This is a genomic window from Peribacillus sp. FSL R5-0717 (assembly GCF_038002945.1).
In the GTDB taxonomy this organism is placed as follows: Bacteria; Bacillota; Bacilli; order Bacillales; family DSM-1321; genus Peribacillus; species Peribacillus frigoritolerans.
The window spans coordinates 3,293,879-3,307,947 of record NZ_JBBOOF010000001.1 but is presented as its reverse complement, the minus strand read 5'-3'; the positions used below and the strand labels follow the sequence as shown (position 1 = coordinate 3,307,947).

The window sequence follows — 14,069 nt, the reverse complement described above, 5'->3', positions numbered from 1 at the left end:
ACCAGTAATCACCTTATTTGTTAGAATTCAATATATGAAACAAATCTTCCTCAGTGAGCATCGCATCCGGGAAATCACTTTCTATTAAAGAACCTTGGTCAAATTCAGTTCCCTTGATTTCCATGACAATATCACCAATAGCTTCCATTATTAGATGCATCTTTTCTTCGGCTAATTTTGAAATTATTTTTATGATTAGTTTTCCATCCTGGATAAATGACAGGAAATGCAGTTTTGGTTTATTTTCAAACTCACCAAAGTCCCTGCTATTGGATGATTCAAATTGAGAATCCAATCTTCCTAAGTAATTAAAAGTAACGTAGATATCCGGCTCCTGAATGACCCCAGATCGTAAATACTTGATGACGCCATAATCAAAACCTTTATTCGGGATTTCCCTTATAGCATTCTTCGTGTTTTTTAAAGTATCGTCAAACGTCCCATCTGAATGCAGCAATATTGGATACATCGCAGTAAACCAGCCAACGGTCCTAGTAACATCGATTGTTTCATCCACCATTTCCCTGCCATGCCCTTCTACTTCCAACCAGAAGTTCTTCACTTCAAATGATTGTTTCAAACCCTTTGCGATTAATGACAACAATATTTCTTCCACAGTCGCTTTTGATTGCCTTGATAATTCCTGGATCAAGAATTCAGTTTCTTCCTCACTGAATGATTTCTCCATCGTTCTTTCTTCTTTAGCTATAAAGTCTTCCGCTAACTTAAAATCCGTTATTTCACTTTTTGTTTTTTGTTCCCAATAACGGAGTGTTTCAGGGTCCATCAACGATTCATTGTATTTCTTCAAGAAGTTTGACCAGTCTTTGAATGATGATGTTTTATGAGCAAGCCTTCCTGTTTGATTGTTTAATGCCAGATCATGGAGAGTATTGAAATCCTCAAGTAAAATCCTCCAGGAAACGGCATCAATCAATAAATGGTGGATTACCCAAAAGAAGCGATACTTTTTCGGCTGTTCTTTTAAAACAAGCATTTTCATGATCGGTCCATTACTTATGTCCAATGATCCTTGAGCCTTACTTTCCCATTCATCTCTCACCCTTATTCGCGTTTCCTCATCCAAATGATGTATATCCTTATAGACTAACTCCCATGTTTTGTGTTCGGAGTCTATATTCCCGATATATTTATCGTCACGTTTTTCAAATAGGGTTAACAATCCATCATGATGTTCCACGATATGTGATAGAATTTTTTCAATGTCCTCCATTTGAGCACAGGAATCTTCACTAAAAACAATGGACTGGTTCCAATGATTGATGGAAGCAGTGTGCTCCCCAAAGAACCATTCTTGGATGGGGGTCAGTTCCACATTCCCTCTAGTGGCTATAGGTTGAATCATGACCTTGTTTTCAGTTTTCGCTATCGCTGCCAGCTCTGCTACCGTTTGATTTTCAAAAATTGATTTTGGACTGATGATTATACTTTCCTGCCTTGCTAGTGAGCATATTTGAATGCTCTGAATGGAATCTCCGCCAAGTTCAAAAAAGTTATCCCGGATACTGATGTCATCCAACCCTAAGACACTTTTGAATATTTGAAGAAGCACTTTCTCATTGAACGTCTCAGGTTCTTCCAATGTATTGCTTCTGGTTACGGGTACCGGAAGAAGTGCTGAATCAATTTTCCCATTTGCATTTAACGGAAATTTGTCCACTTGCATAAAGAATGAAGGAATCATGTAACTTGGTAATCTCTCTTTTAAAAATGCTTTTAAGTGATCGTAATCAACTTGTTGTTTGGATGTGAAATAAGCGATTATGTGTTTATTTAAGTTTGGCTGATCCTGAACCTTAATGAATGAGTCACTTACTTGCGGATACGCATTGAGGTTGACCGAAATCTCATCCACTTCGACACGGAAACCTCTGATTTTCACTTGATTATCTTTACGCCCCAGAAAAATCAACTCACCATCGCTCGTGAATTTTGCAAGGTCACCGCTGCGATATAAACGCTTTCCAGCTTTAAAAGGATGTTCAATGAACTTTTCTTTTGTTAAATCATCATTATTCACATATCCAACAGCTAACCCTTCACCACCAATATATATTTCCCCTGCAGCACCGATTGGTGCGAGTCTTTGCTCAGGACTCAATAAATAAACGTCAGTATTCAGGATGGGTTTGCCTATCGAGACTTTATTGTTGGTAGTCCCATCGTTTTCATACGCTTTAAACATTTCAAACGTGGTCCATACTGAATATTCCGTTGGACCGTAGGCATTATAGAAATTTATACTTTGATAGCGATCCAGCAAGGTTAATGGACATTCAGACCCGGCTGAACCGACGAATTTCACATGGGAGCCCTCTATATTGAGCTCTTGCAATACTGCTGGCGGCAATACTAGATGTGTTAATTTTTCACTTTTGATTTGATTTTCCAATGCGAATAAATCAAACATTTCCTCCTTATTATTCCCGATATGCAGCTCTGCACCATTTAATAAGCTTCCAAAAATCTCATATATAGAAGCGTCAAAATTAAAAGTGGCAAATTGTAATACCTTTGAGGTCTCATCAAGTTGTAAATACTTGTTTTGGCTTATTATTAAATTCACTACGCCTCTATGGGACAACATGACACCTTTTGGTTTTCCTGTAGTTCCCGAAGTATAGATTATGTAAGCTAGATCGGAAGGTGCAATAGATTCGTTACAGCACTTGGTAGCCACGTAATGTACGGATTCAAGATCAATCACCTTAGCTATTTTTTTAATGGCAGGAGCCTCAATTTGATTCGTAATGCATATATCCATTTTCGAATCATTGACGATATATTCCAATCTTTCAGCTGGCATCATAGGATCAAGCGGAACGTATGCACACCCGGCTTTAATGATTCCCAACATGCCGATTACCATATCAATCGATCTGTTTACATGCAGGCCTACCTTATTAGAACCGTTTTCGGTATGATTCCTGACCAATTTCGCAATCACATTCGATCTTTGATCTAATTCCGAATAAGTAATGGCCTGACCATTATCAGCTACGGCTAATTTGTTTGAATGCTTCTTAACGATTCCTTTGAATATGGAGGTGATCGTCTCATTTTGATGCGCATCCGAATCCTCACCTTGCCACTCAAATAACAATTGATTCATTTGATTGTCATCTAAATACTCCAGATGACAGATAGGTTTATCCGTATTTCTGCAAATTTGGAATAACCATTTTTCGAAACTCAGCATGAGTCTTTCAATTGTTTCCCGCCTGAAAAGTTCATCGGAATACTCGAATTCCAGGATTAAGTCATGAGAACCCTTCACCTTTATAGTCAGGTCATAATTTGAATAAGGAATTTCGAATTTGTCTTGTTCAAGAGTGAAGAATGCGTTGCTAAAGTTCCCATCAAAGCTTTCTTCCATTGCCAAAGCTGTTTGGAACAATGGGGAATGACTGAGATCCCTGTCTGGATTAATGATTTCAACGATTTTTTCAAATGGAAAAGCCTGATGTTCCAATACATCCAAAATCACTTTACGATTCCGGTTCAATATTTCATGAAATGATTCTGATGGATCAACGGTCAGCTTCAATGGCAGCGTATTGACAAAGCATCCAACTGTCCGGGCAAATTCTTCTTGGCCACGGTTTGCCACGGTACTCCCGACAATGATTTGATTCTTTCCGGTATACCGACTTAAAAACACTTGATAGGCAGTCATCATAAAAGCATATAAAGTCGTACCATTCTCCTTTAAAACCCTGTCAATCCATGCACGAAGTTCATTCGTTATGGCCATTTCCAGTCTTTCGCCTGAGTATGAAGGTGATTTTGGACGTTGAAAGTCAAACGGAAGTTCTAATGCTTCTTCCTCTTGATCTAAATAACTTTCCCAAAACCTCCTTTGGCTTGGCGTACTTTCCTTGACCCACTCCTTATGCCAGACAGCATAATCTAAATATTGCATGTCCAGAGGGGGAATATCCCCAACCCTGCCTGTTTGAATTCTTTCATAAATCTCCAATAACTCTTCGAAAAAGGTGACAAACGATACTCCATCAAAAATGATATGGTGAAAATTGCATACCAAATAATGTTTTTCTTCATCAACTCGAAATAGTTTCATATTAAATAAGTGATCATTTTCCAGGTCGAAGCATCTTTCCATTTCTTCAGTAAGATGGGAGGTGACCATTATATCGCTGACTTCTGGATCTAATCCCCGGCAGTCTTCATAGGCAATCATGTTTCGGCTTTTTTTTGATAAGAATTGAAGGATTTGATGTTCTTCTCCTTTGAAATTAGTTCGCAAAGTTTCATGGCGTTCAATCATGAAATCTAATGCCTGTTGCAGGTCATCAATGTCCACAACGCCATTTAAAATGAATTTAAATGGCATATTATAGAGCATTTTCCTTTCATCCAGGCTGTCGAACAGATACATTCTATCTTGATTATGAGAAAGCATTCCTTCACTTTTCCCACGTTTATAAGGCTTATTTACCTCGTCTTCCCTCATGTCGAGGAGCATGTCTAGAAAACTTGCCAGTTTTTCTATATTCCATTGACTTGAAATGATTTCCGGTGTTAATTGAATACCAAACTCCTGTTTTATCGAAGACAAAAACTCATCTTTTTTTTCACTTGTGCTTAGTGATTCATTCATGTCCTCTACTAGTGATAGTTTTAAAGGTTCAATAACAATTGAAATCAAGTTTAATAGCCTATTTTCCGTTTCACTGATCATCCTGTTCATAGAAAAACACCTCAATTCTTTTCCATTCAACTTAACTTATGCATATCGTCCAATTGTTTGATGAGTACAGATAGTTCCTTGATGGTGGATTGCTCGAACATCACCTTGATTGGTAATCTCACTCCCAGGTTATTCTTCACCATTTGAATAAATTGCATCGCTAAAAGGGAATTCCCACCTAAGTCAAAGAAGTTGGAATCTGTATCTATTGTCTCTTGTTCTAAAATTTCTTTCCAAAACCCAATAAGTTTTTCCTCAATTAACCTTTCCTTCACCGCAATTGTTGTCTCCATATATTTCCCCTCATTTCACTTTCGATTTTTCCAGCATTTCACTTAAGATTTGATTAAATATAGAAAGTACGGATGACCTTAACTTTGGATTGACCGCTGCCTCATTAAATTTAATTTGAACACTTGAACCAGGGGTGATGATGATGACGATTGGATAATGGGTCGTTTCCCGTCCTTCTTTCAAACTCACATTGATTTCATCATTATTAGCTAGTTTCATCGGATAGTTTTCAAAAGCATATAATGATTCAAATAGTTGGTTTTCCAAATTAGCCCACTCATAAATCTCTGATAAAGGTGTATTCTCATAGGCACTTAATTCCAAAAATTCATTTTGAACCTCATCCAGTATTTCCATGTAGGTCTTTTCGTGGCTGATATGCTTGATGAACGGCACAGTGTTGATAAATGGACCAACCATTGCCTCAATATTTTGGATAGGAATATTCCTGCCGGATGTCACTACGCCGCAGCATACATTTTCCGTACCTTTTACTTCTTTCAAAGTAGCTAGCCAAACGGTTAGAAAGAAAGTATTCATGGTAATCTTGTATTCCTGACAGAATCGTTGAATGGAATCACTTAATTCCTCATCCAATACTTTCAAATACCTATTCTCAATGTACCCCTCGCCTTCTTGCACTCCCATTAAACTGGATCCGGAATTCCGGGCACCTTCCAACTTTCCTGCCCAATAGTCCCGCAGTTCCTTATTACTTGTATAATCTTTCATATATTCAACATACTTTTTAAATGAAGGACTCACGGATGATGTTGGTGTTATTGAATGATAAGCAGCAAAAATGTCATTAATCACCATCGAGTAACTCCAGCCATCCATAATAATATGATGGAATGTCCATATTAATTGGTATTGATTTTCCGCAAGCTTAACGATCATGAAGCGATTCAGCTTATTATTCTCGATATCAATGATCTTATATTGATCTGCTAACAACTTTTCCAACTTCTCTTGATGATCGATCATTTCTTCATATTCAATCTCGGTATCCATGGAACTCATTAACAGTTGGTAGAATACCCCTTTTCTGCTTGAATACAATTTGGTTTTTAAAATGTCATGTTTCCCTGCAGTTGTCACAATGGCATTGGTTAATTTTTCGACGTCCAGAAAACCTTTAATATCAAAAATGAGCTGCACTTTATACTGGCTGCTTTCACTATCAAACAAGCTATGGTACAACATCCCTTTTTGCAAAGCCGTCAATTCATAAATATCAATAATGCCTGTTTCGTTGTGCAATAGTTGGTTAAGTTCCTCTTCAGGCATATCCACCAATGGAAAGTCTTCCGGACGGTACATTTGTTTTCCCCTTGTTTCTTCTTCCAATGTCCGTAACAATTCCGGCATATTGAGTTGCATATATTGCTCAAAATCTTCTCTTACGAAATGTCTGTTATAGTTTATTTTTATGGTTTGCTCCTCATTCACTACAAGCAATTCGATATCGACTTCATGTTCGGTATAGGAATTATGTTGAATATCTTGTTCACTAAAAAAGGTGACCTCTTTTGCAGCCCATTCATTGTTTTGGTGAAATCTACCTAGATTATTGAAACTGATGATCGGCCTATTTTGTTTCATATGTGTCTCGTTGCATAATTCGGTTATGATCCCATACTCAATCCCTTTATTAGGCAGGGTCCTTAATTTTTTCTTTGTACCTTGAATCGTGTTCGAAATCGATTCTTTATTTTCTATATAAACCGGGCACATGGTCGTAAACCAGCCTACTGTCCTGGACAGATCGACACCTGCAAATAACTCTTCGCGACCATGTCCCTCCAAAGTAAAATGAATATCTTTTTTATTAAAATATTTCCCGATTAGCGCTGCGAAAATGGATAAGTATATTTCATCGATAGATGCTTTATACGCTTTTGTCATATCATTATAGATTTTGCTTGTAATCTCTTTATTCAGCTTCATTTCAAATGATTTTCCATCGTAAACATTTCCTGTTTTAACCAGGGCGTTTTCATATACCGTTTCATGTTCATTCAGCCAGTGCTCTTTAATGCCTAAAGGAATGCGATTTTTATATTCATTGAGGTTATTCGCCCATTCCTTATATGATGTCGTTTTATTATCCAGTTTTAGTTCTTGATTGTTTATATCTTGAATATATAGCCGGTCAAAATCTTCGATCAAGATTCTCCAGGAAACCCCATCAACAAGTAAATGATGAATGATCCAAATGATTACATGCTCGTTTTGCCCAGTATTGATGCATACTATTTTCATTAGTGGTCCGTTTGAAATGTTGATGCCCTGTTGTGCACCAATCCCGAGTCTAGCTATTTCCCGTCCCTGCTGGTCCTTATTCAGGTTTGATAGATTTACGTAATTCAAAGTCCAATTTTCAGACGGGCCGATATGCTTTTCCACCTGCGAAAATGATTCTTCTCTATTGAACCTTGATCTGAGCCCATCATGATGTCTGACGATATGGGCCATGATTCTTTGCAGCCGTTTCTCATTCAATTGCGGGTAGCCCTTTAACGTTACAGATTGATTCCAATGATTAAAATTATTTATTTGTTGAGTAAAAAACCAACTTTGAATAGGTGTAAATGGTGCCTTTCCAAAAACATCAGACTGATTTATCGTTACATCGCCCGTCAATTCCACAACCTTTGCCAGCTCTTCGATACTTTGTTTTTCAAAGATGTTTTTTGATGTGATGAGAAGATTTTCTTTCTTGGCAAGTGAACAAATTTGAATGCTTAGGATGGAATCTCCTCCACATTCGAAAAAGTTATCAAAGATGGTTATTTCCTGATTATTCAGTACCTCTTTCCATATCTTTAACAATTTTTGTTCCGTTCCATTCATGACACTTTTACTGTTAGTTCCTTCCGGGTTCATTTTTGTATCCGGCAAGCTCTTCGCATCCACTTTGCCGTTAACGGTTAGCGGAAAGGACTCCATTTTAATGAAATAAGAAGGAATCATATAATGGGGAAGATGATTCTTCATATAATCCCGGATATAATTTTCTTCAAGGTCATTGTCGGAGATATAATAGGCCATGATGAATTTCTTCGATTTAGATTCATCTTTTATCGCTATAAAGCAATCCTTTATACCAGGGCATTTATTTAGAACTGCACTGACCTCCCCAAGTTCGATACGATATCCGCGTATTTTCACTTGGTCATCAGCCCTGCCTGCAAAGAGTAGATTTCCATCCTCAGCATACTTAACCAAATCTCCAGTTTTATATAGTTTCCTTGAGGAATTGAACGGATTTTGAATGAAGCTTTCATCGTTTTTCCCCGGATTATTTATATATCCCCTTGCAATGCCTTTCCCGCCGATATACAGCTCGCCTATTTGACCTTTGGGAACAGGCTTCAACCTGGAATTGAACACGTATGCTTCTGCATTTAAGATTGGCTTTCCGATCGGAATCACTGTATCATCACTTGGAAGTACCTTATATGCTGTTGCAACGACAGTGCCCTCCGTTGGACCATAATTATTATATAAATCAAAGCTCAAACGATCGGGTATCGTTTTTAAACGATCTCCCCCTGTCAAAATGGCTCTGATTGATTCTGGAAATTTCATATCGTTAATAAATAATTGCTCGAGCAGCCCCGTTGAAAAAAACGCGAGTGTGACCTTCTCCTTTTCCATCTTCTCCGAAAGGATCTCTACATCCAATAAATCATAGTAATCCAGTATCAGGAGTTTATTCCCATTCGTCAAATAAGGGAATATTTCCCAAACGGAAGCATCAAAAGATGTATTCGAAACCAGTACTGCTGCATCCTTTCCATCTACTGAATAATAATTGATATGCCAATTACAGAGGTTGGCCAACCCTCCATGTTCAATCATGACCCCTTTAGGTTTTCCCGTTGTTCCTGAAGTGTAGATGATATAGGCCAGATCACTTTCCGATATCTTTGTTGAATCGACTGTGCATTCAATTTCTGGTTCTTTTAGTATGTCTTCGATACATAAAAGTTTTCCTTCATCACCGGGATACTTTGGAAGTCCTTCTTCATTACTTAAACAATATGTGATTTGAGAATCCTCAATCATATGTTTCAACCGTGACACTGGCTGTGAAGGGTCCAAAGGCACATATGCCGCCCCAACTTTCATAATGGCTAAAATGGCCGTAACCATATTGATCGATCGATCCATAAAAATCCCAATTCTATCCTCTACACCTACATGATTTAGGAATAAGCGTTGTGCCACCTGATTTGCCCGGACATTTAACTCGCTATACGTCACTTGATCATCACCATGAACAATGGCAACATCATTGAAATTTGTACTCACTTTATTCTCAAACCTGGTTATTACATCTTCAAAACGATGATCTTCCACTACTTGAGTTACATTGCCTGTCCCCATTTCGATTAATGATCGCAACTGTGCAGGCTCTAAGTAGGTAATGTCCTTTATCCGCTTGCTTGCCTTGGTTGTAATCTCTAACAGCCAATGCTGAAAATTACTAGCCATTCTTTGAATCGTCGTTTTATTGAATAATGCTTTGTTATATTCAAACGAAATGAGTAATTCATCCTCATCCATTTCTTCTGCCTGAACAACCAAATCAAATTTAGCTTTAAAGGTATTGATTTTTTTCGGTTTTAACTTGAAATTCCTATATGCCAGCTTTCCTTTTTGGTTATTTTGCAGGACGAATACTGTATCGAACAATGGCGTATTTTCCATGGTTCTTTCTGCCGATAAATATTTCAAAATCTCCTTAGTAGGTAAATTTTGATGGTCAAAAACACCTGCAATATTTTTTATGTTTTTTCGTAAAATCCCTTCAAATGAATCTTCCTGAGATACATGTAATTTAAAGGGTAAGGTGTTGACGAAATATCCTATCAATTGTTCAGTATCCACATGGTTTCTCTTCGCCAAAGGGCTGCCGACGACAACTTCCTCTTCATCAAAGTAAACCGATAAAAAGGTTTGATAGGCGGTAAGTAAACTCATGAACAAAGTCGATTTCGTTTTTTTATGAAGACTTTCCAGGTTGTCTTGAATTTCTTTAGGTAACAAAAAGCTGATAATATCGGACGTGCTTTTACCTTCTCCGGTTTTTTGATGATCATATTGTAAAAAAGACTTTTGCCGTAATGCCGTTATTTCATTACTCCAGAACTCATTATCCTTACCTGTTACATAATTTGGTGAGTTTTTTTGCCATAAAGCATAATCTCCATATTGGATTGATTGGTTATCTCTATCATATCGGTCGCCATTCTCGATTTCCTCATAAATGGAAAACCAATCATTGATCAATAATGGAATCGACCAACCATCAAAAATAATATGGTGGATGTTACATAATAATTGATATTCACTTTCATTCCTCTTCACTAACGTAATTGATAGGAGGGGACCATTTACTAAATCAAATTGCCGTTCCGTTTCTTCCTTCACAAAGTGATTCATTTTTTCTTCCTGCATGTCTAAAGGAAGATCCGAAACATCGAAATAATTAATATCATGATGAATCGACTCATCGAAAACCAAGATGCCCCTTCCAGCTTCTTCCCTAATGACACTTTTTAAGATTTGATGTTTATTGCTTAGCTTATCTAACGATAATTCCAGGTTTCCTTCATTCACTTCACCTGCTATTTCATACGAAAAAACGATGTTATATAATGATTTGTCTACATTGGTTTGATGAATGAACCACAAATTTTCTTGCTCATATGTTAAAGGATATGTATTTCTGGCATTGATATGGATAGGTGTATAATCTTGCTTTACCTCTTCTTTTTGACGAGCTTCTATGACTTCGGATAATTTCATAATCGTATCGTTTTCCAATAAAACGGAAGGAGCAATTTCAATATGAAATTGCTTTTTAATATTGACAATCAATCTCATTATCGATAATGAGTTCATTCCACTTTCAAGTAGCGACTTGTTTTTTTTTATAACCCCATTGCCTATGATGCTAACCACTAATTCCCTTACTTTTTCACTTATTGTTTCATCTGCTGGATTCTTGAAATCCGGTGTAGTTTCACGGTCTTTTATTATGAATTTTGGTAATGAAGATTTATCCAGTTTTCCATTTACAGTTAGGGGGATGTTGTCCACCTTGATAAAAAAGCTTGGTATCATATACGCTGGCAATGAGCTTTTTACACTTTCCCTCAAATAATCAGCAGCTAATTCTTCATCAGCAACATAGTATAAAAATAAATGCATATCATCATTAAACGCTTTATCCATCGTAACAACTGCGTTCTTGATGTTTTGCAATTCATTATACGCGCTCTCAATTTCCCCTAATTCAATCCTGAAACCTCTTAGCTGCACTTGCTCATCATTTCTGGAGATATATTGCAGATCACCATCATCCAACAGTTTCACTATATCCCCTGACTTATAGTAGCGGACTTTATCGATATCCGTAAATTTCATCTCATTCATCATCGGGTTTTTATAGTAGCCAAGCGATACACCTTTTCCTGAAACGTATAACTCGCCCTCTTCATCTCCAGTTACTTCTTCTCCATTTTGATTCATCACTTTGAACCCAAGATGAGGCAGGACTTTTCCGATATTGGTCATTCCTTTTTCAACATCACCCTTAGCGATTTCTTTGTACGTTACATGAACGGTGGTTTCAGTTATTCCATACATATTTATTAGCTTTGGCAGCCTGCCATTTTCGGGTGAAAACCACTGCGCCAATTTCTTGAAGTTTAATGCTTCCCCTCCAAAAATAATGTATTTTAAACTTAATTCATTTTGACGATTTATGAGCTCACCACTCACTTCGAAGAAGGCGCTTGGCGTACAATTAAAAACGGTTGCTTGTGTATTTATCAATAATTCAACAAAGGATATTGGATTTCTGCTTTCTTCAAATGAAACCACAACAACTTCTCCGCCATATATCCAAGCCCCCCACATCTCCCATACGGAGAAATCAAATGCGTAGGAATGGAAAAATGTCCATTTATCTTTATTAGTAAACTCGAACAAATCGTCGCAGCCATAAAACAAATTCATGACGTTTTCATGTGAAACACAAACTCCTTTAGGCTTTCCTGTTGAGCCCGATGTAAAAATGATATAGGCTGGATCTTCTGGTTCAATTAAAGTATGTACATTCTCACCTGTCATACCTTTTGATTTATCCATCACTTCATCAATGGATACATAATTACAACCAATGTCGCCATTCCGGCTTTTATCCCCAATTAATAACTTCAATTCTGAATTCTTTATTATATGCTTTACTCTTTCATCAGGACTTTTAGGGTCGATAGGTACATAAGTAACACCCGATTTAAGCAGGGCTATGATCAAAAATAAAACCTGCTCGGATTTTTCAATATAGATTCCGACATTGTCCCCTTTATTTATCCCTTTGTCCTTTAAGTACATTGCCATTTTATTTGCCAAGATATTCGTTTCTTTATATGTAAATTGCATACCCTTATTTCTTACTGCAATATTGTCTCCATATTGCCTGACACTTTCTTCAAATAAATTCGCTAAAGAATTCATATTCATCATTTTCCCCCATTATTTTAAATATGTGCCTGATGCAACTGTCAACATATGAAAAACCAAAGAAACCAAAGCGATTACAATCGTTATGATCCATGCATTTCTTCTCTTAATGAGCGCCAATTTTTCCAGACTATAGCTGAATAGAATTAAACTGACAATGTAAAACAACTCAAACTCAGCCATGAATGTGTGAAGGATGGAGCTTTTATCATGCACCAGTAAGGATAAACTAGTGAAAGTCGTTTCCTTGCTCTTAACCAATAATGCGATGATTGCATTAACACCGGATCCAATCACGATGCATACCCCTGCATTTATGACAGCTTGGCAAACCCCTTTTATATTTACCGGTCTTTCTTTTAAAACTAAAAATAATAGGCACACAATTAATATTTGAATGATGAAGGTAACCAATAATCCAAGAGCTCCCATTACAATTGTGTTAATGGCAAAACTAAGGGCTCCAATCTCTGAAATGGACATGCCATTTAATACGTTCATCCCTTTTTGATCTGCAGAATATAACAAAAGCGTCGTTTCGATACCTGCTATTAAACTGAGTATCAATAACGAAATGATTAACTTGTGAACTCTATCCTCTTTATTAAAAAGATATTGTACTAATTTGTTTTTGTTTTTTAATTCAGCATTTGCTGCCATTTTTAATTCCATTGGTATTCCCCCTCAATTATTTTCGTAGAATTTATCGGAAAGGTAACACTTCTTATTTCATCATTCACGAGTACAACCGTTGATTTATATTGGGTAAAATTTTTATAGAAAAGTGAGACGTTATCTTGATCCATGTCAACCTTGGAAATTTCATAGATTTCAAGTGGAGAGGTCAATCCTGTTTTTAGTATCTTTGATAGACTTTCTTTTGCACTAAAGAAAACTTCTTTACTTAAAACACCATCGCTTTCCTTAATCATTTTTTTCTCGGATTCCGTTAAGTAGGTTTCTAAAAATTCAGAATCGGATTTCGTTTTAGTCTCAATATCGATTCCCATTGGATGCAGTTGATCAAAAAGCAATATTCCGAATGTTTTATCCGTATGTGTGATGGATATACCTATGTTCATTAAAAAGAACAAGCTTGTAACAATGACCGGCTGTCCAAAGACTCCTTTCAACAGGGAAACATTCTTTATTTCATCCAAACCAATACCAAAAAACTCCATAATTGTTTTTTTTCCAAAGTACAAACTTTTCTTTGCTTCGATGGATCTTTTGGGACCATTTTGCAAATTTAAATAATTCCATTCTTTTTCGTTAAAAATATCATCAATATAGTCCAAATTGACTGAATTCGCTTCATAATACTTGATATAAGATTTATAAATTTTTTTCTTATTCATAAAGTATTCAATCATTTATAATTTTCCTCCCCTCTTTTTTCTAGAAACCCCGCATTTTTTCTCCATATTTTTCCTCTAAAATTTCTTTTTTTAAACAATTATTTCATTTTCTGGGTTAAATATTACCTATTATCATTATCGAT

At 36.6% G+C, this 14,069-nt stretch carries 5 protein-coding genes; all 5 read right to left on the bottom strand.

The annotated features are described in order from the left end of the window. Positions 1–13: 13 nt before the first annotated feature. From NYE65_RS15995 to NYE65_RS15975, 5 genes are read right to left on the bottom strand one after another with little or no spacing between them, the layout of a single operon-like run. Positions 14–4,732, bottom strand: a complete 4,719-nt coding sequence (locus NYE65_RS15995) for an amino acid adenylation domain-containing protein (RefSeq protein ID WP_340861232.1) — start codon at positions 4,730–4,732, stop codon at positions 14–16. Positions 4,733–4,758: 26 nt separating this feature from the next. Then, positions 4,759–5,025, bottom strand: coding sequence for a phosphopantetheine-binding protein (locus NYE65_RS15990; RefSeq protein WP_053533736.1), 267 nt, complete (start codon positions 5,023–5,025; stop codon positions 4,759–4,761). Between the two features lie 10 nt (positions 5,026–5,035). Then, complete coding sequence (locus tag NYE65_RS15985; RefSeq protein ID WP_340861231.1) at positions 5,036–12,568, bottom strand: amino acid adenylation domain-containing protein; 7,533 nt, start codon at positions 12,566–12,568, stop codon at positions 5,036–5,038. Between the two features lie 12 nt (positions 12,569–12,580). Then, a complete protein-coding gene (locus tag NYE65_RS15980) occupies positions 12,581–13,240 on the bottom strand; it encodes a hypothetical protein (RefSeq protein WP_340861230.1) in 660 nt (219 codons plus the stop codon). After that, entirely contained in the window at positions 13,231–13,941 is a 711-nt protein-coding gene (locus tag NYE65_RS15975; RefSeq protein WP_340861229.1) for a 4'-phosphopantetheinyl transferase family protein, read from the bottom strand. Before NYE65_RS15975 ends, NYE65_RS15980 begins: the two co-directional genes overlap by 10 nt. Between the last annotated feature and the right edge of the window lie 128 nt (positions 13,942–14,069).